Here is a 26,250-nt window from a genome sequence, read left to right as displayed (position 1 = left end):
GCTGCGGCGGAACGGCCGCAGGTGGGAGTGCCGAGGTGGGCGCGAAGATCATCGGCAGGGCGGGAGGGTTGCTTTCGCGCCACAATGCGCGCCAGCTTCCTTCAGCAACCGCCGAAGTCCTTGGCCGCGCACGGCGAGCCGGGCAAGATCGGGCGAAATGGACCGCGGGGGGCGGCACAGGGGGGCGCGGATGGGTCGGGAGATCGGGCTGGAATTCAGCTCAAGCATCAGGTTCGCGGGACTGCGGGCGGCGATGATCGTCGCCGGGCTTGCCGCCCTCCTGCTCGCGTTCGGCGCCCCGGCCGGCGCGCAGACACTGGACCGCCTGGCAAAGGGCGACCCCTTCCGCATCGGCTATCGCCAGTTCGCCCCGCCCTATTCGTACGCTGCGAGCAACGGCCAGCCGGCGGGCTACATCGTCGATCTCTGCCGCGAGGTGGCGGACGCGCTCAAGCGCTCCCTCAAGCTGCCGAATCTTCCGGTTGAATACGTCAGGGTCTCGGCCGAAGACCGCTTCGAGGCGGTGCGCGACGGGCGCATCGACATCCTGTGCGAGCCCTCGTCCATGACCATGTCACGGCGGGCGCTGGTGGATTTTTCCCTCCCCACCTTCCTCGACGGCGCCGGCGTCGTCACGCGCGGTTCGGCTGTCAAAGGGCTGGAAGAGCTGCGCGGCAAGAAGGTCGGCGTGCTCAAGGGCACCACGACCGAGGAGACGCTGCGCTCCACCCTCGCGCAGATGGGCATCACCGCCACCATCGTCACCGTCACCGACCATCCGGACGGGCTGAAGCAGCTGGCGGACGGCAAGCTCGACGCCTATTTCGGCGACCGCGGCATCCTCAACTACCTGATCGCCAATACCGCGTTCGGCAATCGCCTCAGCCTCTCGGACCAGTATTTCACCTTCGAGACCTACGCGCTCGGCCTGCCGCGCGGCGACCAGGCATTCCGCCTTCTGGTGGACACCACCCTCGCCGACCTCTACCGCACTGACCGCATTCGCGACATCTATGCCAAGAGTTTCGGCAAGTTCCCGCCCGACCAGTTCCTGAACGCGCTGTTCGTCATCAACGGCGTGCCGAAATAGACAGGGCTTTTCCCCGAAGGCATATTTGTTGCTTATCGCGAGGGCCTGAGGACGCGGCAGATGCGCCGCGCCCGCCCCACCGGAGCGCGCCATGGCTCATGTCCATCGCATCGGAGCGAAGTCCTTCGTCTTCTCCGACCTCAAGGACCTGATGGCCAAGGCGACGCCGCCACGGTCGGGCGACATGCTCGCCGGCATCGCCGCCGCCACGGCCGAGGAGAATGTGGCGGCGCGCATGTGCCTCGCCGACCTGCCGCTCAAGACCTTCCTCGCCGAGCCGCTCGTTCCCTATGAAGGGGACGAGGTGACGCGGCTCATCCTCGACAGCCACGACAGCCCGGCGTTCGCGCCGGTCTCGGCCATGACGGTGGGCGACTTCCGCGACTTCCTGCTCTCCCCCGCCGCAACGCCGGAGGTGCTGGCGGCGCTCGCGCCCGGCCTTATCCCGGAGATGGCGGCGGCGGTCTCCAAGATCATGCGGAATCAGGATCTGATCCTCGCCGCGCGCAAGTGCCGGGTGGTAACGCGCTTCCGCAACACCATCGGCCTGCCCGGCACCATGGCGGTGCGTCTCCAGCCCAACCACCCCACCGACGACGCGGCCGGCGTCTCCGCCGCCATCCTCGATGGCCTGCTCTACGGCTGCGGCGATGCGGTGATCGGCATCAACCCCGCCTCCGACAGCGTGCCGGTCATCGACCGGCTGCTGAAGCTGATGGACGAGATCATCTCGCGCTTCGAGATTCCCACCCAGAGCTGCGTGCTGACCCACATCACAACCTCGATCGCGCTGATGGAGCGCGGCGCGCCGGTGGACCTCGTGTTCCAGTCCATCGCCGGAACGGAGGGGGCGAACCGCTCCTTCGGCATCGACCTGAAGCTGCTCGCCGAGGGCACCGATGCGGCGCGCAGCCTCAAGCGCGGCACGGTGGGGCAGAACGCCATGTATTTCGAGACCGGCCAAGGCTCGGCCCTCTCCGCCGGCGCGCACCACGGCGTGGACCAGCAGACACTGGAGGCGCGCGCCTATGGCGTCGCCCGCGCCTTCGATCCGCTGCTGGTGAACACGGTGGTGGGCTTCATCGGCCCGGAATATCTCTATGACGGCAAGCAGATCATCCGCGCCGGTCTGGAGGACCATTTCTGCGGCAAGCTGCTCGGCGTGCCGCTTGGCGTGGACGTCTGCTACACCAACCATGCCGAGGCCGGCCAGGACGACATGGACACGCTGCTGACCCTGCTCGGCGCAGCGGGCGTCACCTACATCATGGGCATTCCCGGCGCCGACGACGTGATGCTGAACTATCAATCCACCTCCTTCCACGATGCGCTCTACATCCGCGAGGTGCTGGGGCTGAAGCGCGCGCCGGAATTCGAGGCGTGGCTGGAGAAGATGGACATCACCGGCACCGACGGCCGCCTGCTGCCTGCCGACGCCGGCAATCCGCTGCTCGGCTATGTGGCGGAGCGTGCGGCATGATCGCGCGCGATCCCTGGTCGAAACTCTCCCGCCACACCCCGGCGCGCATCGCGCTGGGCCGCACCGGCGCGAGCCTACCCACGGAGGAGGTGCTGCGCTTCGCCCTCGCCCATGCGCAGGCGCGCGATGCGGTACACACCCCGTTCGATGCGGCGCGGGTGGAAGAGGAGGTGCGCGGCCTCGGCTTTTCCACCCTGCGCGCCGAAAGCGCGGCGCAGGCGCGGGACGTCTATCTGCGCCGGCCGGACCTTGGGCGGCGGCTCTCGGACGAGAGCCGTGCCCGCCTTGCGGAGGCGGCGGGCGAGCCTGTGGACCTCGCGCTCGTGGTGGCTGACGGCCTGTCCTCGGCAGCCGTCCATGCCCACACGCTCCCCTTCCTGGCGGCGTTGAAGGCGCGCATCACGGATGCCGGCTGGACCACCGCGCCGGTGGTCATCGCGGCGCAGGCGCGGGTCGCGCTGGGGGACGAGGTGGGGCATCTGCTGAAGGCCCGCGCGGTCGCGTTGCTAGTGGGCGAGCGGCCGGGCCTCTCCTCGCCGGACAGCCTCGGCCTCTACCTCACCTATAACCCCAAGCCCGGCCGATCGGACGCCGAGCGCAATTGCATCTCTAACGTGCGTCCTGAGGGTCTTGCCTACGATCTGGCCGCCTTCAAGCTCGCCTGGCACATTCGCGAGGCATTCGCCCGCCAGATCACCGGCGTCGAATTGAAGGACGAGAGCGATCTCCTGCTCGAAACCGGCCTGCCGCCGCTGCATCTGGGCGCGCGCTGACGGTTTTTGTCCGCGCCCTTGGGGAATGGCAACAAAGTTGCCTCTAGGGCAAGCGCGCCGGACCTTACCCCGGTGCAAGCGGAGGGCTGGGCATGGCCGAAGGCAGCAAATCCGGCGTCACCTACACCACGGTTGATGTTTCCTATTTCGAGCAGCGGGCCCTGAAGCGGCACGCGCGCGTCTGGTCGCTTTGGGCGCTGGGCGTCGGGGCGGTCATCTCCGGCCATTTCTCGGGCTGGAACCTCGGCATCGCCTCCGGCGGCTGGGGCGGCATGTTCATCGCGGCGGTCATCATCGCCATCATGTATCTCGGCCTCACTTTCTCCATCGCCGAGATGTCGCCGGCCCTGCCCCACACGGGCGCCGCCTATTCCTTCGCCCGCACCACCATGGGGCCCTGGGGCGGCTTCGTCACCGGCCTGTGCGAGAACGTGGAATATGTCATCACCCCGGCGGTGGTGGTGTCCTTCATCGGCTCCTACATGGGCTCCATCTTCGGTACGCCGCCAGCGTTCCAGCCGGTCTACTGGATCTTCGGCTACATCATCTTCGTGGGCCTCAACATCGCCGGCGTAGAACTCTCCTTCCGCGTGACGCTGGTGGTGACGCTCGCGGCGCTGGCCTGCCTCGTCGCCTTCTGGGTCAGCGCGCTTCCCGTGGCCAACTTCTCCCGGTGGGCGCTGAACATCGGTGTCGGGCCGGATGGCACGGCGGTGGAGCTGCCCAACGGTGGCGGGCCGTTCCTGCCCTTCGGCATCGGCGGCGCGCTCGCCGCCCTGCCCTTCGCCGTCTGGCTCTTCCTCGCCATCGAGCAATTGCCGCTGGCGGCGGAGGAATCGGTGGACCCGAAGACCGACATGCCCAAGGGCATCATGGCCGGCATGGCGACGCTCATCGTCTCCGCCTTCATGATCTTGTGGCTGAATTCCTCGGTGGCCAACGGTTCCTTCGGTCTCTCCACCTCGCTGGAGCCGCTGCTGGACGGCTTCAAGGCCATCTATGGCGACGGTCTCGCGCGGCTTCTCGCGCTGGTGGCGGTGATCGGGCTGATCGCCTCCTTCCACACCATCATCTATGCGCAGGGCCGGCAGATCTATTCGCTCTCACGGGCCGGCTACTTCCCGCGCGGCCTGTCCGTGACCCACGGCGGGCGCAAGACGCCGCATGTGGCCATGGTGGCGGGCGCGCTGGTCGGCCTCGTCATCATGCTCGGCATCTGGTTCGCGCTGGGGGCGGAGGCAGGGGCGGCGGCCATCGGCGGCACGCTGCTGAACATGGCGGTGTTCGGCGCCATGCTCTCCTACGTGATGCAGGCCATTTCCTTCATTCTGATGCGGAAAAACATGCCGCACATCGAACGGCCCTATAAGAGCCCCTTCGGCATCCCCGGCGCGGTGGCGACCATCGTGATCGCCATCGTCACCATCTGGTTCCAGCTCTCCGACCCGATCTACCGCAATGGCGTGATCGGCGTGGCCCTCTGGTTCGCGGCCGGCATCGCCTATTTCGGCATCTGGGGCCGACACAAGCTGGTGCTCTCACCGGAGGAGGAATTCGCCCTCTCCAAGGGCACGGCCGAATACAAGAGCTACTGACAGGGCCGCGGTCCGCCTTTCCCGGCGGACCGCATTGCCCGGATCAGACCACCGAAACCACGCGGAAGGTGTGCATCTCGTCGTCCTCATGGACGGAGACATACTCGCCCACCTCGAACCGCTCGTCGCCGAAGCGGTAGCCGGCCTCGTCATCGTCGGCGCCGGAAATGTCGTAGCGAAACGCCCAGCTACCGCCGGGCCGGCGCACCAGATGGCCCACTTCGTCGGCCTCATCGGGGCGGAACTTCACCACCCGGCAGCTGTCGCGGTGCTTGGCCCACTCCGCCGCATCAATGCGGCCGGCGCTGTCGAGGGGCGCCACGAAGCTGTAGCCGGAATTGCGGGCGCCGTCCGGATGCCCCTTCTCACGGGCAAGCTCCATGCGGATCTGACGGAAGCCGTGCGGCAACTGGGTCATGTTGTCTTCTCCCCGACCTTGCGGCCTGTGGCTCCGTCCCGAGCGCGGACATCACGATGCGTTGACGGAAGCCTGATTCTCGCCCCGCCTCCCGGTGCGGCCATAGGCAGCAAGGCGGCGGAGTGCGATGATGAAGTCGCCCCGAAGGGCAACGGGTGGAAATGTGATTTTCCCCGATCCGGCACGCAAGGCATTTGACCTTCCGCAACGCCGAAGTCTCACATCCGTGAAACGGTAAATCCAATGGGCGCTGGGGGCTGCTCAGGTCCGGGGGTCATCGTCAGACGGGAGAAATGGACATGAACGACTCGGTGATGTTCCAGGGTCTCGCCCGCGCGCTGTCGCCCGCCACGCCGCCCATGGCTTGGCCGGTCGCCGCGTGGAAGAACCTGTTCCTAGATTGCCCGATCGCGGTCAGCACGCATCTGCAGCAGTTCGTCGGCCGGCAGATGCAGGAGCAGATGGAGTTGCTCAGCCAGCTCTCGCGGGAGCAGAACCCGTCCGCCTTCGTCACACGCGAAGCGGCCTTCCTGCAACAGTCGGCTCTCGCGTGGAGCACCGAGCTGGTCGCGGTGGGCGAGATTGTCCAGTCCAAGCTGCTGAACGCCACCCAGGCCGAGCAGCCGGAAGATCAGCCGCCGTTCGCAAAGGCGGCCTGAGGTTTCTGGGTAAGCCGAATTTATCGTTTTCCCCCGGCCTGCCGGGGGAATTCGCGTGATGACCACCGGGCCGTCGGTCGCGGCGCAGCCTGCGGCCTCTCGCCCGTCCGGATTGCCCCAGCGGCGTCGTGGCGCCATGGTGGGACCGAAGCGTTCTGAATCGGTCGCCCCCTGTGCTTATCGTTGAAATCCCGTACCGCGACCCGTTCGCCGCGTTCCAGGCCTTCGCCGACGCCCCCCAATGCGCCTTTCTTGACAGCGCGGCGGAGGGCGATGTGCGGGCGCGCTGGTCCTATATCGGCGCGGATCCCTATGCCTTCATCACCTCCGGCCCGGACGGCGTCCGGCTGAACGGCACCGTCGTGCCCGGAACGCCATTCGACGTGCTGGCGCGCGCGCTCAATCCCGGCGATCTGCCGCCCTGCCTCGGCCCCTCCTCCGCGCCGGTGCCGTTCCTCGGCGGCGCCATGGGCTATCTCGGCTATGAGCTCGGCCGGCATCTGGAGCGCCTGCCGCCGCCCCGGCCGGCGACGCCTTCCGTGCCCGAGATGGCCATGGGCCTCTACGACGCCATCCTCGCCTTCGACGGGCTGGAAAAGCGCGCCTTCATCGTCTCCAATGGTCGGCCCGAGACAGGCGACGCGGCCGAGGCCCGCGCCCAGGGCCGCGCGCAGGAGCTGTTCGACCGGCTCGCCATGGCGCCCGCAGCGGCGCCCGCCCCCGATTTCAGAAGGACCGGCACGTTTGTGCCCGACCAGCCCCGCGCGGACGTGGAAGCGGAAGTGGCGCGGGTGATCGAATACATCCGCGCGGGCGATATCTTCCAGGCCAACCTCACCCACCAGATGCGGGCGAAGGTGCCGGAGGGCCTCACCGACCTTGCCCTCTACACCCGCCTGCGCGCGTTGAGCCCCTCCCCCTTCGCCGCCTTCCTGCGTGCCGGCGACGACCTCGCCGTGCTGTCCGCCTCGCCGGAGCGCTTCCTCTCCCTCTCCTCGGACGGGCGGGTGGAGACGCGCCCCATCAAGGGCACCCGCCGCCGCAGCGCCGATCCTGCCGAGGACAAGGCGCTGGCCGACGCGCTCCTCGCCTCGGTGAAGGACCGGGCGGAAAACCTGATGATCGTGGACCTCATGCGCAACGACCTCTCGCGGGTCTCGCAGGTGGGCAGCGTGAAGGTGCCGGTGCTGTGCGGGCTGGAGACGTTCGCCAGCGTCCATCACCTCGTCTCGGTCATCGACAGCCGGCTGAAGCCCGGCCTTGGCCCGGTGGACCTTTTGAAGGCCTGCTTCCCCGGCGGCTCCATCACCGGCGCGCCGAAGATCCGCGCCATGGAGATCATCCACGAGCTGGAGCCCGCCCCGCGTGGGGTCTATTGCGGCTCGGTGGCATGGATCGGCTTCGACGGAGCGATGGATTCCTCCATCGTCATCCGCACCATCACCCGCTCCGGCGACACGCTGCTGACCCAGGCGGGCGGCGGCATCGTCGCGGATTCCGATCCGGCGGACGAATATGAGGAAAGCCTCGTCAAGCTCTCGCCCATGCTGCGCGCGCTTTCGGGAGAGGGCGCATGAAGCTGTTCCTCGGCGCAGGGCTGGTGGAGGAAGCGGAGGCGACCATCTCGCCGTTCGATCGCGGCTTCACTCTGGGCGACGGACTGTTCGAGACGCTGCAGGTGAAGGCCGGCAAGGTGCTGCGCACAGAGGCGCACCTTGCCCGCCTCGCGGCCGGCGCGGGCGTGCTGGAAATGCCCCTGCCGTCTCTCGACCTTGCCGCGGCGCTGGCACAGACCGCCGACGCCAATGGTCTCCGCGACGGCGTGCTGCGCCTCACCCTTACGCGCGGCACCGGCCCGCGCGGCGTGCTGCCTCCGGCAGAACCGAAGCCCACCCTCGTGATAACCGCCGCCCCGCTCTCCCCGCCCCTGCCAGCCGCGCGCCTCGTAATCGCGCAGGGCACGCGCCGCAACGACCGCTCGCCGCTCGCGCAGGTGAAGTCGCTGAACTATCTCGACGGCATCCTCGCCCGGCAGGAGGCCGCGCGGCGCGGCGCAGACGATGCCATCCTGCTCAACACGCGCGATGGTGTGGCGGAAACGTCCATCGCCAACCTGTTCGCGGTCATCAATGGGGGGCTTGTCACGCCGCCTTTGTCCGAGGGCGTCCTGCCCGGCGTGATGCGGGCGGAGGTGATCGCCGCTGGCGCGCAGGAACGGCCGCTGACGGTGGACGACCTCGCATCGGCGAATGAAATCCTGCTCACCTCTGCGCTGGGCATCCGCTCTGTCGCGTCGCTGGAGGGGCGCCCCCTCCCCTCCACCGCGGCTGCCGAGCGCCTGCGCGGCCTGATCGATGGCGCATGAGACGCCGTCGATGACCGCCCCGACACTGGCCACCGCCCGCCTCACGCTGCGACCGTGGCAGCCGTCGGATCGCGAGGGCCTTTGGCGGATGCAGTCCGACCCGCGCACCATGGAATTCCTCATGCCAGTGCCCGACCGCACCGCGAGCGATGCGGTCGCGGATCGCGCCGAGGCCCATTTCGCCCGCCACGGCTTCGGCCTTTGGGTGGTGGAGGCGCCCGGCGTCACCGACTTCGCCGGCTATTGCGGGCTGGTGCATGTGCCCTACGCGGAGCACTTCACGCCGGCGGTGGAGATCGGCTGGCGCTTCGATCCCGCCTTCTGGGGCCGGGGCTATGCCACCGAGGCGGCGCAGGCGGCGCTGGGTTTCGGCTTCGAGACGCTGGGGCTGGAGGAGATCGTTGCCATCACCGTGCCGGCCAACCTTCGCTCGCGGGCGGTGATGGAGCGGCTCGGCATGGTTCGAGACGAAGGCGGGGATTTCGATTTGCCATCCACGCCGCCGGGACACCCGTTGCGGCGGCAGGTGCTCTATCGCCTCAGACGGCCACGGGCACCGGCCTGACCACCGCCGCCTCGATGAGATCGGCGGCATCGATCACGCCGCGGCCCTGCGCCATCTCAGCCGCGATACGCCGGGCCTTCTCGCCATAGCCCGGCTGTTCCAGCACCGTGCGGAGCGCTGTGGTGAGGCGCTTCTGGCTGGCGCGGCCGGCGGGCACCACCTCGGCAACACCCGCATAGGCGAGGCGCGCGGCCGTGGCCGGCTGCTCGAAGGCGATGGGCATCGCCACCAAAGGCACGCCCTCGGCCATGGCATCGAGCACCGTGTTCATGCCGCAATGAAGCACGGCCGCCGCGCAGCGCTTCAGCACCTCCTGCTGGGGCACGAAGGCGCGCACCTCGGCGAGGTCGCTCAGCCGGCCAACCTCGGCCTGTGAAAGAAGCCCGCCATGGGCGATCAGCAGGCGCACACCCAGCTCCCGCGCCGCCAGCGCCACCTTGCGGAAGAGGTCCACCCGCGCCCCCTGCAATGTGCCGAGCGAGCAGAAGACGAGGGGCTTGCCCTCCGCCTCCGGCAGCGGCGCCGTTGCGGCCGGGATGGCGGCGGCGTCGCGCCAGGGGGAGCCATAGTGAAAGGTGGCGGGCAGCTCGGTGCGCGGGAAATCCAGCCCCTTGGGCATCTGCGCAACCGTCAGCAGCGGCGAGAAGCCGCCATCGGCGAACGGATCGAGGCCAAAGGCTTCGCCATGCCGCGCCAGCACCTTGCGCATGGACGACATGAGGAAATCAGTGACGCGATAGCCGCCCTTGTTGCGGACGAGCGCCTTCTCCCCCGCCTCATAGGGCCACGGCACGAACGGCGGCGGCACGCCCACCTCGCGGTTCAAGAGCAGCGCCGTCGCGGTGGAGATCACCGGCAGGCCGAGATGGCGCGCCACGAGCGTGCCGGCGGCCTCCGTCTGGTCGGCGATCACCGCGTCAGCACCGATGTCGCGCAGCACGCCGGGCAGGTCTCGGCAGAGCATGTCCGTCTGCGCGGCGGTCGCGCGCAGCGTACCGAGAAGGCCGAAGAGGCCGGTGGGCTTGGCGAGGCGGTTCACATAGGTGTCGAGGGCGCCAGCGGGATAATCGCGCGTGCCCACCGCAGCGAATCCCGCGCCCTTGCCCTTCACCAGCCGCTCGGCATCCGCCATGTGGACGAAGGTGACGCGATGACCTCGCGCGCCAAGCTCACGCGCCAGCACCAGCAAGGGGTTGTAGTGCCCCGGCAGCGGCGGGGCGACGACGGCGAAATGGGTCATCGCGGCCGGGTCCACAGATGCTTCGGCCGCGGCGGCTGGGGGCCGCTGCGGCGCGTGGCGAGGGCCAGGCCGATGCCCTGCATGAGATAGCCGATCTTCTGCGCCTTGGTGGTGGAGACGCGCGCATCCCACGCCTGCGCTCCGCGCCGGCGCACCTCGGTCCCGATGGCGCGGTAGACGCAGCGGGCAGCGCCCACGGCGGCGGCGGCGCGGAACGGCAGGGCGCCCATGCCGATCACCGCCTGCTCGTAATAGGGCTCGGCCACGTCGAGCAGGCGCGCGACGGCGGCAGCCACGTTGGCGCGGTGTTCGGGCGCGGCGATCCCGGCCTCGGGCACGCCTTCCATGTCGAGGAAGGTGCCGGGCACGTAGATGCGGCCGATGCCGGCATCCTCGATCACGTCGCGGGAGATGTTGGTGAGCTGGAAGCCGAGGCCGAGGTCGCTCGCGCGATCCAGCACCACCTCGTCCCGCGCCCCCATGATCAGCGCCATCATCACCCCCACCACGCCGGCCACGTGGTAGCAGTAGGTGAGCGTGTCATCGAGGGTGTCGTAGCGGCGGCCTTCCACATCCATGCGGAAGCCCTCGAGCAGATCGAGGGGGTGGCGCTCGGGAATGTCGTTGCGGCGGACCACCTCGGCGAAGGCCGCGAAGGCGGGGTGGGAGGACGGGACGCCGCGATAGGCCCGGCGGGTCTCCTCGAACAGGGCTTCGAGCCGCTCGGCCGGCGTCTGGGCGCTCGCGATGCGGCCGTGGCCCAGCTCCTGCCCGTCCACCACGTCGTCGCAGTGGCGGCACCACGCATAGAGCATCACCGCATCTTCCCGCATGCGCGGCGCGAACAGGCGAGCGGCGGCGGCGAAGCTCTTCGAGCCCTTGGCAATGGCCTCCTCGCTCGCGCCCACGACGTCAGGAGCGGCGTCCGTCCCGCTCATGCCGGCGACCGGGCGGGGATGCCAAGATCTTGGAGGATCAGGCCTGCCGTCGCCTTGGCCGAGCCAACCACCCCCGGCACGCCCGCGCCCGGATGGGTGCCGGCACCGGCGAAATAGAGGTTGGCGATCTTGTCGTCGCGGTTGTGCGGGCGGAACCACGCCGACTGCGTGAGGATCGGCTCCACCGAGAAGGCCGAACCGAGATGGGCGGAGAGCTCATCGCGGAAGCCGAAGGGCGTCAGGATGCGCGTCGTCACGAGGCTTTCCTTCAGCCCCGGCAGCAGGCGCTGCTCCAGATGGCCGAGGATGCGGTCGCGATACTTCGGCCCCTCCACCTCCCAGTCGATGTCAGCCTTGCCGAGGTGCGGCACGGGGGAGAGCACGTAGAAGGCGGTGGAGCCCTCCGGCGCCAGCGACTTGTCGGTCACGGTCGGCGCGTGGAGATAGAGGGAGAAATCGTCCGGCAGGCGCGGGCCCTTGAAGATCTCGTCCACAAGGCCGCGATAGCGCGGGCCGAACAGCACCGTGTGGTGCTGGAGATGGTCCCAGGTGCGGTTGGCGCCGAAATAGATGACGAAGAGCGACATGGAATGCCGCTTCTTCGCGAGCTTGGCGCCCTCCGCCTTCCCGCGCACGCTGTTGCGCATGAGGTGGGCATAGGTGTGCACCACGTCCGCGTTGGAGGCGACGAGATCGAACGGGATCATCTCCCCGCCGACGCGCACGCCGGTGGCGCGGTCGCCCTCCACGACGATCTCATCGACCTTGGCGGAGAGGTGGATGGTGCCGCCGAGGTCGGTGAACAGCTTCACCATGCCGCGCACCAGCGCGCCGGTGCCGCCGCGGGGGAAGAACACGCCCCATTTGCGCTCCAGCGCATGGATGAGGGCGTAGATAGAGGAGGTGGAGAAGGGATTTCCTCCCACCAGCAGCGAGTGGAAGGAGAAGGCCTCGCGCAGGTGCTCGTCCTGGATGAAGCTCGACACCATGGAATAGACCGAGCGCCACGCCTGGAGCTTGGCCAGCTGCGGCCCGGCCTTCATCATGTCGGAGAAATTCAGGAACGGCACGGCACCGAGCTTGAGGTAGCCCTCCTCGAACACCGCCTTGGAATAAGCGAAGAAGCGCCGGTAGCCTTCCACATCAGCCGGGTTGAAGGCGGCGATCTGGGCGTCGAGGGCGGTCTGCTCGTTCACATAGTCGAACTGCCGGCCGTCCGACCACAGCAGCCGGTAGAAGGGCGAAACCGAGATCAGGTCCACATAGTCGCTGAGGCGCCGGCCGGCCGCCTCAGCGACCTCTTCCAGGCAGGAGGGGTCGGTGATGACGGTCGGCCCGCCATCGAAGGTAAAGCCCTTGTCCTCGTAGACATAGGCCCGGCCACCGGGCTTGTCCCGCTGCTCGAAGATGGTGGTGGCGATGCCGGCCGCCTGCAGGCGGATGGCGAGGGCGAGCCCGCCGAAGCCGGACCCGATGACGGCGGCGCGGCGGGGAGACTTGGTGACGTCGAGCATTATCTGGGACCGGTCGCGGATTTCGTCTCGGGGAGGCAGGAAAGCGCCTTCAGCACCGATACGGGCGGACGGCCCGTAAGGATGCGTGCCTTGTCCTTGAAGGTGAGGCGATCCCCGTAGAAGCGTTGGATCAGGTCCTCGGGCAAGCGGTAAAAGCGCTCGAGGATGGCATAGCGGCGATCCGGCGCGGCCGCGCGGAACAGCATCCGGTTGAGCAGCCGGAAGAACCCGCGGCTCTCCCAGCGTCGGGCCGCGTGCTGGCGCACGAAGGCTGCGATCGCGGGGCCCGAGATATCCGGCAGCTCGCTCACGAGGTCCGCGAGTTCCAGTGCATCCGGCAGGGAATAGCCGGTGGTGGGGTGGAACAGCGCGGCGCGCAGCCCGACCCGCGCGACCCCTTGAGGCGCCTCGGCCAGGAAAGCGCCGATATCGCCGCCAAGGGCGATGGGCAGGACGCCTTCCTCCTCCCGCACCACGTGGTCGATCTCCCAGCCCTGCCCGGCGGCGTAGGCGGCGATGCGCCCGCGCAGGGTCTCGATGGGGAGCTCCGCGCCGCTGGAATAATAGGTGTCCTCTATCAGCAGCGTCTGCGGATCGAGCGGCAGCACATAGACGAAGCGATAGCCGTCGATCTGCTCCACCCGCGCATCCATGATGAAAGGCCGATGCAGACCGTGCGGACGGGTGAGCTGAACCTCCTGGCCGAGGAACTTCTGAAAGCCGAGGTCAAGATGGCGCGACGAAACCGGCCCGCGTCCGTCGATCACCGCCCCCGCATCGATGCGCTCGCCGCCGGCGAGGACGACATGATCGGCCGCCACATGGGCCACCCTGGCATTGAGGCGGATGGACGGATTGAGGCGCTCGTGCATCACCTGCGACATACGCTCGGAGGTGATGGTGCCGTAGTGGCCCTTGAGGATGCGGGAGTAGGCTGGGAAGTGCACGTCGTGCCCCATCCACACATGGGCGCGGAACGGGCTGAGGAAGGCGTGCTGCATGCGGCCGAAATCGCTGGAATGATAGGACCAGCTGTGGTTGCCGCCGACGCTTTCGCCGGCCTCCAGCAGCAGCACCCGGACGCGGCTGCGCCGTTCGGCGATGCGGGCGGCGATCAGGCAGTTGGCGAGCCCGGCACCGACAAAAACGATATCCATGCCCGCCCCGTTCCGTTGCCCAATTCCCTTGGGTTGCGCCTCCTGAAACCCGAATAAAGGGCGGCCGGCCGTGTGTCACCCCCTGCGTCAGCATGGATGCGGCCTGGTGCCGCTGCGACTCGGTCTCACTTGCGGGTGGCACGGCCGAGACTTACCTCACGGGAGCACACTGCGCCGGCGAACAATCGCCCGACCCGCGTGACGCCGGACGGGCAGATGCCCCCACCGGCCCGGGAGAAGACATGAACGAACAACATTGGCCGAGGCTCTCGCCCCTTTCCACGGGCGTGAGGGGCCGCTGCCCCCGCTGCGGCGAGGGCCACCTCTTCAATGGCTTCCTCACCATCGCTCCGGCCTGCGAGGTCTGCGGCCTCGACTATTCCTTCGCGGATCCGGCGGACGGCCCGGCCTTCTTCGTCATGTGCTTTGCCTGCGTGCCGGCGGTTCTCTTCGCCATCTGGCTGGAGGTGGCCTTCCAGGCGCCCTACTGGGTCCACCTCGTGACCACGCTGCCCCTCTTGCTGCTCACCTGCATCCCGCCCCTGCGGCCGTTGAAAGGCTGGCTGGTGGCGAGCCAGTACTATTACAAGGCCGAGGAAGGCCGCCGCGTCACCGCCGAACCTTCAACGGCCCCGTCCGCCCCGGAGGGACGGACGGGCGTCTGATTCTTCTTCGCGTTCCCCTGCCTCAGCGGCCGAGCCCCATGGCGTGGGGCAGCCAGAGGGTGAGGCCAGGAATGTAGGTGATCGCGAGCAACGCGATCATCAACGGCACCAGCCAGGGCAGGATGGCCATGGTGGTGCGTTCCACCGAGAGCCGCGCCACCCGCGCCAGCACGAACAGCACCATGCCCAGCGGCGGGTGCAGCAGCCCGATCATCAGGTTCAGCGTCATGATGAGCCCGAAGTGGATCGGGTCGATGCCGAGCTTGAGCACGATGGGCAAAAGGATCGGCACCAGGATCGTGATGGCCGCGATGGTGTCGATGAAGCAGCCCACGAACAGGATGAGCAGGTTGGCCAGCGCCAGGAACACCCATTTGTTCTGGGTGAAGCCGAGGATGGCGTCCGACAGCATCTGCGCCGCCTGGCTCGCCGTGAGCAGCCACGCGAAGATGGACGCCGCGGTGACGATGAACAGCACCGAGGCCGTCGTCTCGATGGTGTCGAAGGTCGCCTTCGCCAGCGTCTTCAGCGTCATGGAGCGGTAGCGCACCAGCCCCAGGAACAGCGACCAGATCACCGCCGCCACCGCCGCCTCGGTGGGCGTGAACCAGCCGAGGGTCATGCCACCGATGAGGATGACCGGCGTCATCAGCGCCATGACGGCGGAGAAGTCGAAATACCAGTCGAGGGCCACGAGCACCGCCAGCGCGATGAGCACCGCCTGGTTGGTGGAGAGGCCGAGGGCCATCATCACATAGACCGCCGCCGGGAACGCCAGCACGATCACCACCTCGACGCCGGCCGAGAGCAGCTTCCCCCACTCGAACGCCGCATCCGAGCCCCAGCCGTTGCGCCGGGCGAAATAGGCGACCGTCGCCATCATCAGCAGCGTCATCACGGCGCCGGGCACCACCCCGCCGAGGAAGAGCGCGCCGATGGAGACGTTGGCCAGCATGCCGTAGATGACGAACGGCAGGCTGGGCGGAATGATCGGCCCGAGCGTCGCCGAGGCAGCGGTGACACCCACCGAGAACTCGGTGGAATAGCCATGATCCTTCATGGCCTTGATCTCGATGGTGCCGAGCCCGGCAGCATCGGCGATGGCGGTGCCGGACATGCCGGAGAAGATCACCGAGCCGATGATGTTCACCTGCCCCAGGCCACCGCGCATCCAGCCCACCAGCGCCACCGCGAAGGCATAGATGCGCCCGGTGACGCCAGCGATGTTCATGAGGTTGCCGGCAAGGATGAAGAACGGCACCGCCAGAAGGGGAAAGCTCTCCACACCGGCGATCATCCGCTGGGCGATGACCACGTCCGGCACGGTGCCGCTGACGAGGATGTAGACGAGCGAGGCGCCGGCCATGGCGATGGCCACCGGCACGCCGCAGAGCATCAGGAAGAGGAACCCGCCGATGAGCAGCCACATGGCTCAGTCCCCCTTGTGATCGTAGGTGCCTTCGAACGCCTCGGGGCGTTCAAGCACGCTGTAGCCGCGGCGGATGTTGCCGACGGCGACCTGGACCGAGCGGATCAGCATCATCACGAAGCCGAACAGGACCGCGTGGTAGACGACGCTCTTCGGCGCATCGACCATCACCATGGGCTCGTCGCCGACGAGGGCGATGTAGCGCACCATCAGCCACACGCCGTAGGCGATGAAGCTGGTGCGCACGAGGTCCACGAACAGCGAGAGCACCCGCCCCGCCGGCTCCGGAATGAAGCGGTAGATGAGGTCCACCTGGATGTGCCGGGACAGCCGCACGCACATGGCCGCGCCGATGAACACCACCGCCACGAGGCAATAGGTGGCGAGCTCCTCGGTCCACGAGAAGCTGTCGTTCAGCACGTAGCGGGTGAAGAACTGGGTGAAGACCAGCCCCGCCATGATCCAGAAGATGGCGAGGGTGATCCAGTCCTCGAAAGCGTAGCCGGAGAGGTCCACCTCCTCCTGCTGCTCGAACGTATGGGCGAGTTCCTCGCCGGTGACGCGGGTGTGGACTTCTTGGGCCATGAAGGGGTCCGGGCTGAGGGAACGGGAAGAAGAGGGAGCGCTACCGCGAGCGCGGACGACAATCAGACCCTACCGGCCAGCCCGTTCGCCTCCCCTCTCCCCTTGCGGGAGAGGGGTCGGGGGTGAGGGGTAGCAGTGCCGGAGTGGTCAGGGACCTCGGCGGTTGGGACGAGCGGAAACATCCCCCTCATCCCAGCCCTCTCCCGAAAGGGGAGAGGGCGCACGGCGGGACCACGGCGGGAGCAGCCGCCCCCGCCTGAGCCCTCACATGTTGCCCTTGATGGCCTGGATGCGGTCCCAGTCGGCCTTGCGATAGCCGAAGCTCTCGAAGGTGATGTTCTTCATCACGGTGTTGCGGAAGTCGTCCGTGTCCACCTCGATGACGGTGAGGCCCTTCTGCTTGAAGATGTCGAGCAGTTCCTTCTCCCGCTGCGCCACCTCGGCCGTGGCCTTGGCGGCCGCCTCCTGGGTGACCTCGGTGAAGATCTTCTGGTCCTCGGGCGAGAGCTTCTTCCACAGGCTGCCGGAGATGATCGTGTTGAGGTGGTCCACGATGTGGCCCGTCAGCACGATGTTCTTCTGCACCTCGTAGAATTTCTTCGCCTCGATGGTGGTGAGCGGATTTTCCTGCGCATCCACCGTGCCGTTCTGGAGGGCGAGATAGACCTCGGCGAAGGCAATGGGGGTAATGTTCGCGCCGCACGCCTTGGGCATGGCGAGATAGGCCGGGGCATCCGGCACGCGGATCTTGAGGCCCTTCATCTCGGCGCAGGTCTTGAACGGCTTGTTCGAGGTGGACTGGCGCACGCCGTAATAGGTGACGGCGACGATATGGTTGCCGGTCTTGTCCTCGTAGCCCTTGGCGAGATCCTTGAACACGTCGCTCTTGGCGTAAGCGAGCAGGTGGTTCGCATCACGGAAGGTGTAGGGGTAATAGGTCACGCCGATGGGCGGATAGGCCTTTCCGGCGAAGCTTGAGCCGGAGATGATCATGTCCACGGTGCCGAGCGTCAGGCCCTGGTTGATGTCGCTCTCCTTGCCGAGCTGCGAGGAGGGATAGACATCGATCTGGTAGCGCCCGTTGGTGCGCTTGGCGATCTCGCCCGCAGCCCAGACGGAGGCGGTGTGGAAGGGCTCGGACGGCTCGTAGACATGCGCCCACTTGAGCTTGGTCTGGGCACTGGCCGGCCCGCCGAGCGTGAAGGCAGCCGCAAGGGCGAGCGCGGCCGCAAGGCCACGGCGACGGTCGATCATCAATTTCCTCCCACACGGAATGCGGCGTCTTTGTCCGCTTTGCGCTTGATGCAGCGTGGTTGCCGGCCGAGAACTAAATCGTTTTGAATCTCGGCCGGACGCCGCTCTTCCCCATGGTACTCGGTCCAAGGCGCGGGGCAAGGCTCATGTCGACACGAGTCACACTTGCGCGTCTGACGCGCACACGGAGCCGCACTCGCCTAGCGGCCGGGAGCCGGCGCGCCGTCGTCCACCGCCTGATGCCCCGCCGCCCCCTTGTGCGCGAAGAATTGCGTGACACCTGCCGCGATGGCGTCGGCCATGCGGTCGCGGCCAGCTTCGGAGGTGAGCTGCTTGAGGTCGTCGGGGCTCGACATGTAGCCGAGCTCCACCAGCACGGAGGGCACATCGTGGGCCCGCAGCACGCGGAAGCCGGCGGATTTCAAGGGCGTGCCATGCATCCGCGTCGCCGCCTTCATGCTGCCGACCAGCGTGCGGGCGAACAAGGCGGAGAAATTGCGCGTCTCCCGCTGGGCGAGGTCCACCAGAATGCCCGCCACCTCGTCGGTCTCGTCGGAGAGATCGACGCCGGCAATGAGGTCCGCCTTGTTCTCCTTGTCGGCCAGATGGGCGGATTCCGTGTCGCTGGCGGTCTCCGACAGGGTGTAGACGCTGGCGCCGCGCGCCCTGCCGTCACCCCGGGCCAGCGCATCGGCATGGATGGAGATGAACAGGTCGGCCCGGTTGGCGCGGGCGATGCGCACCCGGTCGGCGAGCGGGATGAAGGTGTCGGTGGCGCGGGTCAGCACCACACGGTAGCCGCCCGCTTTCTCCAGGCGGTCGCGCACGGCGAGGGCTGTTTCCAGCACGATGGTCTTCTCGACAAAGGCCGAATAGCCGGACGTGCCGGAATCGATGCCGCCGTGGCCGGGATCGATGACGATGACCGGGCGCGTGTCGCCGGCCGGCGGCGCGGCAACGGGCGCAGCCGGTAGCGCGGTGCGCTGCTCGGCCTCGGTGGCGATAGAGCGGGCGAAGGCGGCGGGATCGGCCTTCACCAGATCCACCACGAGGCGGGCAGGCTGGTCATCCACCGCATCCAGCACGAACGCCTTGTCGATGGCGACCGGTCCGGACACCTCCAGCACCATGCGCGCCTTGCCCGGCGCGAAGACGCCGAATCGGTAGGCCGTCACCAGCCCCCGTCGCAATTGGCTGGCATCGGGCCTCAGGGCGAAGGTGACGTCGGAGAGGTCGAGAATCACCCGGGGCGGGTTGGCGAGGGTGAAGGCCCGGAAGGCCGGGGCACGGTCGAGGTCGACGATCAGGCGGGTGCGCTTGGCGTCGCCGGCGAGCCGCGCCTCCCGCGCCAAAGCCGGTGCCGGTGCCGCTGCGCCCCCCTCCCCCTGCGCCCGGGCGGGGCCGATGGCGAGTGCCACAAAAGTGAACAGGAACAAGAAAGCGGCAGCGCCGCGCAGCCCCCGTGGCGGGACAACGGACAAGGCGGCGGGGCCGGGCCGGCGTCGCATCATCGCAATCTCACCCTCGTTGGGGCTGCCATTCGGCAGCGTCCGGAGCGGGCCACAAGAGAGGGGCAGGCATAAGGCGGGGCGTGTAAACGAGCCGTTGACGGAGCGTTATAGCCGTCCGGCGCGAGGTTCAGGACGCATGATCCTTGCCAAGCGGGAAGTCGGGCGGGTAAGAAGGGAACCGTACACAGTTCGCGTTCCGGAACAGGCTCTTCGGCCCCGGTTGCCGCGGCTGCCGCAGGGTGTGTCGAGAATCCGGGCGGGTCGCTGCGCATGCGATAGCCCGGGATCAAGGCAACGCCCATTGCCGATGGCGGCACCCTCAGGGACGATCCCCCGTCACCGAGGACCCTTTAGGCAAGCGCCGGACCGGCGCGGGCGGCATGCCTCGAAGCCAGCTTTGCCGATGGTCCGCGAGGGGACGATCTGGGGAATCGGGCGAGTGTGTACCGTGGTCGGAACGAGGCGCCCGCCTCCGCCCCGGCCTGAACCCTTCATCGAGGAGCGGGTAGCCGAGGGCATGGAATTTTTTCCGCACGACATGCGCGCTGAGCGCGCTTCCGTGTGCCCCGCCCCCGAGCGTGCGAGCGACGCGCTTGGGCGTACCTGTGCCTCCCCTTCTTCCTCACGTCATCACATCCGGCGCCAGAACGGCGTCGCGGCAGCGCCCGCAGGGGTCGAGCCGCGGCCGTCGCGGAGCATTGCTCCCGGCGCCGTGAAGAGAGATTTCCATGGCCAACAAGATGCTCATCGATGCGACCCACCCGGAGGAGACCCGGGTCGTGGTCGTGCGCGGGAACCGGGTCGAAGAATTCGACTATGAGTCCGCATCCCGCAAGCAGTTGCGGGGCAACATCTATCTCGCCAAGGTGACGCGCGTTGAGCCGTCGCTCCAGGCGGCCTTCATCGAATACGGCGGCAACCGCCACGGCTTCCTCGCCTTCAGCGAGATCCATCCCGACTATTACCAGATCCCGGTCGCCGACCGCCTCGCCCTGATCGAGGAGGAGGAGCGCGCCGCGCGCCTTGCCGAGGACGAGGCCGACCTCAAGGACCGCCGCCGCGAGCGCAGCCGCGCCAGGCGCTCCCAGCCGGATCAGAGCATCAGCACCGCCGTCGAACCGGCAGAACACCCGGCCCCCGAGGCCGGCGAGACGCTTGCCGCCGATGGGTTTGAAGTCGCTGAAGACACGGCGCCCACGCAGGACGCCGTGACCGAGGCCCCCGCCGAGGCCGTGTCGGCTCCGTCCGAGCACCATGCAGAGCCGATGAGCGCGCTGGTCGCGCCCGCCGAGGCCGCGGAAGCCGCTGCCGCCGTGGTCGAAGCTGCCATGGACGCGCCGCTGGGCACCCCCCTCCCCGCCCCGCAGGAGCAGGCGGCGGATGACGAGGAGGCCCTGCGTCGCCGCGAGGCCGCCGAGGGCGAGAGCGATCCCGCGCCGATCCTCGAAGGCGAAGCGGTGATCCGCGAGGAGGTCGCCTTTACCTCCGCGCCCGGCGAGGATGAGGCGCCCCAGTCGGAGACCGACGAGGACGACGACGCCGAAGAGGACGAAGACGAGGACGAGGACGAAGAGGACTCGGACGAGGCTTCGGAAGAGAAGGCCCCTGAGGAAGCCGCGCGCGAGGAGCGCTCCGACGACGAGGAGCAGCCCCGTTCCCGCCGCCATCGCGGCCGCCGGCATGATCGCAAGCGCGACAAGGACGAGGACGAAGACGAGGACGACAGCGATGTCGACCAGATCGACGAGGAAGAGGAAATCGAGCACCTCGGCGCCGACGAGGACGCCCTCGAAGAGGTGCCGGAGCGCGCGCCGCAGCGCCGCGCCCGCAGCTACAAGATTCAGGAAGTCATCCGTCGCCGTCAGGTGATGCTGGTGCAGGTGGTCAAGGAAGAGCGCGGCAACAAGGGCGCGGCCCTCACCACCTACCTCTCCCTCGCCGGCCGCTATTCCGTGCTGATGCCGAACACCGCCCGTGGCGGCGGCATCTCCCGCAAGATCACCAATGCCGTTGACCGGAAGCGCCTGAAGGAAGTCGTGCAGGATCTGGAGGTGCCGGAAGGGATGGGCATCATCCTGCGCACCGCAGGCGCCAACCGCACCAAGACCGAGATCAAGCGAGACTTCGAATATCTCCTGCGGCTGTGGGAGACGGTGCGGGAGATGACGCTCTCCTCCACCGCGCCGAGCCTCGTCTACGAGGAAGGCTCGCTCATCAAGCGCGCCATCCGCGACCTCTACAACAAGGACATCGACGACATCCATGTCGCCGGTGAGGAAGGTTTCCGCGAGGCCCGCGACTTCATGCGCATGCTCATGCCGAGCCACGCGAAGTCGGTGATGCCCTATCGCGAGCCGCAGCCCATCTTCGCCCGCTATGGGGTGGAGCAGCAGCTCGATGCCATGTTCTCCCCCGTGGTGCAGCTGAAGAGCGGCGGCTACATCGTCATCAATCCCACCGAGGCGCTCGTCTCCATCGACGTGAACTCGGGCCGGGCGACCCGCGAGCACCATATCGAGGACACCGCCCTCAAGACGAACCTCGAAGCTTCCGAGGAAATCGCCCGCCAGCTGCGCCTGCGCGACCTTGCCGGCCTCATCGTGATCGATTTCATCGACATGGAGGAGAAGCGCAACAACCGGTCGGTGGAGCGCAAGCTCAAGGATTGCCTCAAGAACGACCGCGCCCGCATCCAGATCGGCCGCATCTCGCACTTCGGCCTGCTGGAGATGTCGCGCCAGCGCATCCGCACCGGCGTGCTGGAAAGCTCCATCGAGGTGTGCCCGCACTGCGGCGGCACCGGGCACGTGCGCTCGGCGGCCTCCGTCTCGCTCCAGCTGCTGCGCGCGCTGGAAGAGCAGCTGCTGCGCTCGCAGACCCACAATCTCGTCGCCCGCACCCGCACCGAGGTGGCGCTCTACGTTCTGAACCAGAAGCGCGCTCATCTGCGCGAGCTGGAGGAGCGCTTCAGCGTCACCCTCTCCGTCGCGGCGGACGAGAGCGTCACCGGTCACCAGCCCTTCATCATCGAGAAGGGTGATCTGGCCGCCCCCGCGCCCGCCGCCCCGCGGCCGAGCACCGTGGTGCAGCCCGACTCCATCCTGCCCGACGAGGATTTCGTCGAGGAGGACGAGGAGGAGATCGTCGAGGAAGCCGAGATTGAAGCCGAGGCCGAGGCCGAGGCGTCCGAAGGCAATGGCGAGCGCTCCGACGAAGCCGGCCGCAAGCGCCGTCGCCGTCGCCGCCGGCGGCGGGGCGATCGCGAGGAAGGCCGCGAGAGCGCCGAGGGAGCCGAGGGCGAGGAGGAGGATGACACCTCCGCCGAAGGTGCCGAGGCCCAGGATCATGCCGCCGATGGCCCGCGCGACGACAGCGCCCGCGAGGATGACGAGCGTGACGACGAGGAGCGCGGCGAGGACGACCGCGCCGATGGCGAGCGTTCCGACGACGAGAACGGAGACCGCCGTCGCCGTCGCCGCGGTCGCCGGGGCGGACGCCGCAACCGCCGCGAGCGCGACGATGACGCTCCGGGAAGCGCTGACGGCGAGAGCGATGGCTCCGATGAGACCGACGACGAGCAGCCGGTGGCTGCAGAGTCTGAGGTCGCGGCAGCCCCCGTCACCGCGTCCACCTTTGCCGAAGCTCCTGCAGAAGCCCGGGCCGAGCCTGTCGCCGAAGTCCCCGCCACGCCGGTCCCTGCACCCGAGCCGGTGGCGGAGAGTGCCGAGGCGGCGCCCCGCCGTCGTCGCTCCACCATCCGCGAGAAGGCGCCGGTGATCCTGTCCGAGGGCGGCATCGCCACTCCGGCCGCGCCCGTTGCAGCGGAAGCCCCTTCTGAGCCGGCCGTCGAGCCTGCCCCTGAGGTGGCAGCTTCCGAGGCGGAAACGCCCGCTCACGCTGCCGAGCCTGCCCCGGCGCCCGAGACGCCCGCCGCGCCGGCCGAAGAGACCTCGCCGCCCGCCAAGCCCCGCTCGGGCTGGTGGCAGCGCAAGCTGTTCGGCGGCTGACGGCCATCCGGCCTGACTTGTCCTGAATGTGAAAGGGCCTCCTCCGGGAGGCCCTTTTCATGTCGGGTGTCCGGTTCGGAGGGAGCCTTGCGTCCCTCAGCACCCTTCCGTCGCGAAGAGGCCACGTTTCGCCCCCATAGCGGTGGCCGTGCGAGTCCATGAGGGCGGATGCGGTGGGGGTCCGTGCAGACCCCTTTACCGTGACGGAGCGTCAAGGTCTGAGCGGGTGTGGTGAGCGGTTGCCTTGGGACTTCGCGTTTCCCAATGTAGTCGCTTCGCATCGACGCCAAGTCGGGTTATGGCAAGTCGCGCTCAGGCAGATCGCGGCCATGACGGGGTTGGCTGTCGTTGGTGGTCGGCGCGGACGGCGTGCGGTCAGTGCCCGGCTTAGGGCGTCCCTCGGGTTGCGGCGGGAGGAAGCTGCGAGATGCGGGTGATTTTGAGGTTCCTGGGTTTCCTGTTCGCGCTCGCGACGCTGGTGCTGCTGGCAGGCGCGGCGGGAGCAACCTATCTGGTCTGGAAATATTCCCAGGACCTGCCCGACTACTCCCAGTTGCAGAATTACGAGCCGCCTGTCATGACGCGCGTCCATGCGGCGGACGGCGCGCTGGTGGCGGAATATGCCAAGCAGCGGCGCCTCTATATTCCCATCCAGTCCGTGCCGCGCCTCGTGATCGAGGCGTTCCTCTCGGCCGAGGACAAGAATTTCTATGAGCACGGGGGCATCGATCCCACCGGCATCTTCCGTGCGGCCCTGACCGCCGCGCAGAATTACGGCAAGAACGTCCGCGCCCAGGGCGCCTCCACCATCACCCAGCAGGTGGCCAAGAACTTCCTGCTCACCAACGAGCGCAGCCTCGACCGAAAGATCAAGGAGGCCCTCCTCGCCCTGCGCATCGAGCGGGCCTATTCCAAGGACCGCATCCTCGAGCTGTACCTGAACGAGATCTATCTCGGCATGGGCGCCTACGGCATCGCCGCGGCGGCGCTGGTCTATTTCGACAAGTCGGTGGACGAGCTGAACGTGCAGGAGGCGGCCTATCTCGCCGCCCTGCCGAAGGCGCCGTCCAACTACAACCCCTTCCGCGAGCGCAGCCGCGCCACCGACCGCCGCAACTGGGTGATCGATCGCATGGTGGAGAACGGCTTCGTCTCCCCGCAGGAGGGCGAGGCAGCCAAGAAGGCCCCGCTGGAGGTCACGCCCCGTGCCACGGGCGCTCAGATCTTCGCCGCGGAATATTACGCGGAAGAGGTGCGTCGGCAGATCTATGAGCGCTACGGCGAGCGCAAGCTCTACGAAGGCGGCCTCTCCGTGCGCACGCCGCTCGATCCCAAGCTGCAGGTGCTGGCGAAGAAGACTCTCACCGACGGCATGGTGCGCTACGACGAGGAGCGCGGCTGGCGCAAGCCCGTTACCCACATCGAGCTCGTGCCCGGCGACGACTGGGGCGTGAAGTTGGGCGAAATCAGGGAATGGACCGACATTCCCTGGCGCCTCGCCATCGTGCTCGACGTGAGCAAGGACAATGCCCGCATTGGTCTCCAGCCGTCGCGGACCAAGTCCGGCCAGCGCTCCATCGAGCGCGAGGTGGGCCTGATCCCGGCCGAGGGCGCCAAGTGGACGCGCAAGCCCATCAGCCAGGTGCTGAAGCCCGGAGACGTGGTCTATGTGGAGCCGCTCGGCGGCGCCGGTGGACAGTGGCGCCTGCGCCAGCCGCCCGGCGTCGAGGGCGCCATGGTGGTGATGGAGCCCACCACCGGCCGCGTGCTGGCCCTTTCCGGTGGCTTCTCCTACGACGAGAGCCAGTTCAACCGCGCCACCCAGGCCATGCGGCAGCCGGGCTCCTCGTTCAAGCCCATCGTCTACTCGGCTGCCCTGGACAACGGCTACACGCCGTCGACCATCGTCATCGACGCCCCGTTCGAGCTTGAGCAGCAGGGCCAGGAAACCTGGCGGCCGGAGAACTACTCCAAGAAATATTACGGCCCGCAGACGCTGCGCTTCGGCCTTGAGCAGTCGCGCAACGTGATGACGGTGCGCCTCGCCAACGACGTGGGCATGCCCATCATCGCCGAATACGCCAAGCGCTTCGGCATCTATGACGACATGCCGCCCTACCTCGCCATGGCGCTCGGCTCCGGCGAGACCACGCTGATGCGCATGACCGGTGCCTACGCCATGATCGCCAACGGCGGCCGCAAGGTGACGCCGTCGCTGATCGACCGCATCCAGGACCGCTATGGCCACACCATCTATCGCCACGACGAGCGCGAGTGCCGCGGCTGCGAGGCGACCAAGTGGGAGAACCAGCCCGAGCCGTCGCTGATCGACCGGCGCCCGGTGGTGCTCGATCCCATGACCGCCTACCAGATCACCTCCATGATGGAGGGCGTGGTGCAGCGCGGCACGGGCACGGCGCTCAAGGAACTGGGCAAGCCCATCGCCGGCAAGACCGGCACGACCAACGACGAGAAGGACGCCTGGTTCATCGGCTTCACGCCGGAAATCGTGGTCGGCATCTATCTCGGCTACGACAAGCCCAGGCCCATGGGCAAGGGCTCCACCGGCGGCCTCCTCTCCGCGCCCATCGCGCGCGACTTCATGAAGGTGGCCATCGCCGATCGTCCGGCCATCCCGTTCCGGGTGCCTGCCGGCATCAAGCTGGTTCGCATCGACCGCAAGAGCGGACAGCGCACCAGCGCGGGCGACGGCAATGCCATCCTCGAAGCCTTCAAGCCGGGCACCGCCCCGCCGGACGGCTATTCGGTGGCTGGCTATGCCGGCACCGACGGGTCCAATCCCGAGCCCGTCACCCCGGTTGCCCGAAGCGGCACCGGCGGCCTCTACTGAGGCTCGCTCCCTGCTCCCGGTGCTCTGCTGCCCCCTCCCTCCCGGCGGCGGCGGAGCCATAGGCCGGCGCTTGAGCGTGGCCGTGCGTCAGTATGCTGCAACGCCGGCGATGACGGTCCTGCGGGGCCGTATCCACAAGGCTTCTCGGCGGATA

At 68.1% G+C, this 26,250-nt stretch carries 20 protein-coding genes; 11 read left to right on the top strand and 9 right to left on the bottom strand.

Annotated elements, in window-relative coordinates; genetic code table 11:
• The first annotated feature begins 190 nt into the window (after positions 1-190).
• From ACE3QW_RS07595 to ACE3QW_RS07580, 4 genes are all read left to right on the top strand, one after another.
• A complete protein-coding gene (locus ACE3QW_RS07595; protein ID WP_374251040.1) occupies positions 191-1,090 on the top strand; it encodes an amino acid ABC transporter substrate-binding protein in 900 nt (299 codons plus the stop codon).
• A gap of 91 nt (positions 1,091-1,181) precedes the next feature.
• Positions 1,182-2,570 carry an ethanolamine ammonia-lyase subunit EutB gene (locus ACE3QW_RS07590; protein WP_374251038.1) on the top strand — a complete coding sequence of 463 codons (1,389 nt, stop codon included), beginning with the start codon at positions 1,182-1,184 and terminating at the stop codon, positions 2,568-2,570.
• Positions 2,567-3,343 (top strand): ethanolamine ammonia-lyase subunit EutC, encoded by a 777-nt coding sequence (gene eutC / locus ACE3QW_RS07585; protein WP_374251037.1) that lies wholly within the window; start codon positions 2,567-2,569, stop codon positions 3,341-3,343. Before ACE3QW_RS07590 ends, eutC begins: the two co-directional genes overlap by 4 nt.
• A gap of 92 nt (positions 3,344-3,435) precedes the next feature.
• Positions 3,436-4,938: an amino acid permease gene (locus ACE3QW_RS07580; protein ID WP_374251036.1), complete on the top strand. Its 1,503-nt coding sequence runs from the start codon at positions 3,436-3,438 to the stop codon at positions 4,936-4,938.
• A gap of 43 nt (positions 4,939-4,981) precedes the next feature.
• On the opposite strand, the gene ACE3QW_RS07575 is transcribed toward ACE3QW_RS07580, so the two are convergent.
• Positions 4,982-5,356 carry a hypothetical protein gene (locus tag ACE3QW_RS07575; RefSeq protein ID WP_024279394.1) on the bottom strand — a complete coding sequence of 125 codons (375 nt, stop codon included), beginning with the start codon at positions 5,354-5,356 and terminating at the stop codon, positions 4,982-4,984.
• 299 nt (positions 5,357-5,655) lie between these two features.
• Here ACE3QW_RS07575 and ACE3QW_RS07570 point away from each other — a divergent pair, with 299 nt between their 5' ends.
• From ACE3QW_RS07570 to ACE3QW_RS07555, 4 genes are all read left to right on the top strand, one after another.
• On the top strand, positions 5,656-6,015 hold the full coding sequence (locus ACE3QW_RS07570; protein WP_155982315.1) for a hypothetical protein: 360 nt from the start codon (positions 5,656-5,658) through the stop codon (positions 6,013-6,015).
• A 173-nt stretch (positions 6,016-6,188) separates the two neighbouring features.
• On the top strand, positions 6,189-7,592 hold the full coding sequence (gene pabB / locus ACE3QW_RS07565; protein ID WP_374251035.1) for an aminodeoxychorismate synthase component I: 1,404 nt from the start codon (positions 6,189-6,191) through the stop codon (positions 7,590-7,592).
• Positions 7,589-8,380, top strand: a complete 792-nt coding sequence (locus tag ACE3QW_RS07560) for an aminotransferase class IV (RefSeq protein WP_374251034.1) — start codon at positions 7,589-7,591, stop codon at positions 8,378-8,380. The genes pabB and ACE3QW_RS07560 overlap by 4 nt, the downstream gene beginning before the upstream one ends.
• A gap of 10 nt (positions 8,381-8,390) precedes the next feature.
• Positions 8,391-8,945, top strand: a complete 555-nt coding sequence (locus ACE3QW_RS07555; RefSeq protein WP_374251033.1) for a GNAT family N-acetyltransferase — start codon at positions 8,391-8,393, stop codon at positions 8,943-8,945.
• Here the strand turns inward: ACE3QW_RS07555 and ACE3QW_RS07550 are convergent.
• The 4 genes from ACE3QW_RS07550 to crtY are packed head-to-tail and all read right to left on the bottom strand — an operon-like array spanning position 8,920 to position 13,794.
• The gene (locus ACE3QW_RS07550; protein ID WP_374251032.1) at positions 8,920-10,185 is read right to left on the bottom strand and encodes a glycosyltransferase; all 1,266 of its coding nucleotides are present in this window, start codon (positions 10,183-10,185) and stop codon (positions 8,920-8,922) included. The genes ACE3QW_RS07555 and ACE3QW_RS07550 overlap by 26 nt on opposite strands.
• On the bottom strand, positions 10,182-11,123 hold the full coding sequence (locus tag ACE3QW_RS07545) for a phytoene/squalene synthase family protein (protein WP_374251031.1): 942 nt from the start codon (positions 11,121-11,123) through the stop codon (positions 10,182-10,184). The genes ACE3QW_RS07550 and ACE3QW_RS07545 overlap by 4 nt, the downstream gene beginning before the upstream one ends.
• Positions 11,120-12,637, bottom strand: coding sequence for a phytoene desaturase (locus ACE3QW_RS07540; protein WP_374251030.1), 1,518 nt, complete (start codon positions 12,635-12,637; stop codon positions 11,120-11,122). Before ACE3QW_RS07540 ends, ACE3QW_RS07545 begins: the two co-directional genes overlap by 4 nt.
• Positions 12,637-13,794: a lycopene beta-cyclase CrtY gene (crtY, locus tag ACE3QW_RS07535; RefSeq protein ID WP_374251029.1), complete on the bottom strand. Its 1,158-nt coding sequence runs from the start codon at positions 13,792-13,794 to the stop codon at positions 12,637-12,639. Before crtY ends, ACE3QW_RS07540 begins: the two co-directional genes overlap by 1 nt.
• 242 nt (positions 13,795-14,036) lie before the next feature.
• On the opposite strand from crtY, the gene ACE3QW_RS07530 reads away from it, so the two are divergent.
• Positions 14,037-14,459, top strand: coding sequence for a DUF983 domain-containing protein (locus tag ACE3QW_RS07530; protein ID WP_374251028.1), 423 nt, complete (start codon positions 14,037-14,039; stop codon positions 14,457-14,459).
• A 22-nt stretch (positions 14,460-14,481) separates the two neighbouring features.
• Here the strand turns inward: ACE3QW_RS07530 and ACE3QW_RS07525 are convergent, their stop codons facing one another.
• The 4 genes from ACE3QW_RS07525 to ACE3QW_RS07510 all read right to left on the bottom strand — a co-directional run bounded on the left by ACE3QW_RS07525 (position 14,482) and on the right by ACE3QW_RS07510 (position 19,163).
• Positions 14,482-15,888: a TRAP transporter large permease gene (locus tag ACE3QW_RS07525; protein ID WP_029558187.1), complete on the bottom strand. Its 1,407-nt coding sequence runs from the start codon at positions 15,886-15,888 to the stop codon at positions 14,482-14,484.
• A 3-nt stretch (positions 15,889-15,891) separates the two neighbouring features.
• Positions 15,892-16,473 carry a TRAP transporter small permease gene (locus tag ACE3QW_RS07520; protein WP_374251027.1) on the bottom strand — a complete coding sequence of 194 codons (582 nt, stop codon included), beginning with the start codon at positions 16,471-16,473 and terminating at the stop codon, positions 15,892-15,894.
• Between the two features lie 264 nt (positions 16,474-16,737).
• A complete protein-coding gene (locus ACE3QW_RS07515) occupies positions 16,738-17,727 on the bottom strand; it encodes a sialic acid TRAP transporter substrate-binding protein SiaP (protein WP_029877228.1) in 990 nt (329 codons plus the stop codon).
• A 200-nt stretch (positions 17,728-17,927) separates the two neighbouring features.
• Positions 17,928-19,163: an N-acetylmuramoyl-L-alanine amidase gene (locus ACE3QW_RS07510; RefSeq protein ID WP_374251026.1), complete on the bottom strand. Its 1,236-nt coding sequence runs from the start codon at positions 19,161-19,163 to the stop codon at positions 17,928-17,930.
• An 803-nt stretch (positions 19,164-19,966) separates the two neighbouring features.
• Between ACE3QW_RS07510 and ACE3QW_RS07505 the strand changes: the two genes are divergently transcribed.
• Together ACE3QW_RS07505 and ACE3QW_RS07500 are read left to right on the top strand one after the other, a co-directional pair.
• Positions 19,967-23,245, top strand: a complete 3,279-nt coding sequence (locus ACE3QW_RS07505) for an Rne/Rng family ribonuclease (protein WP_374251025.1) — start codon at positions 19,967-19,969, stop codon at positions 23,243-23,245.
• Positions 23,246-23,672: 427 nt separating this feature from the next.
• On the top strand, positions 23,673-26,096 hold the full coding sequence (locus tag ACE3QW_RS07500) for a penicillin-binding protein 1A (RefSeq protein ID WP_374251024.1): 2,424 nt from the start codon (positions 23,673-23,675) through the stop codon (positions 26,094-26,096).
• Positions 26,097-26,250 lie beyond the last annotated feature (154 nt).

This window comes from Xanthobacter sp. (assembly GCF_041911315.1).
GTDB classification, from domain to species: Bacteria; Pseudomonadota; Alphaproteobacteria; order Rhizobiales; family Xanthobacteraceae; genus Xanthobacter; species Xanthobacter aminoxidans.
This window is presented reverse-complemented; position numbering and strand designations above follow the sequence as displayed.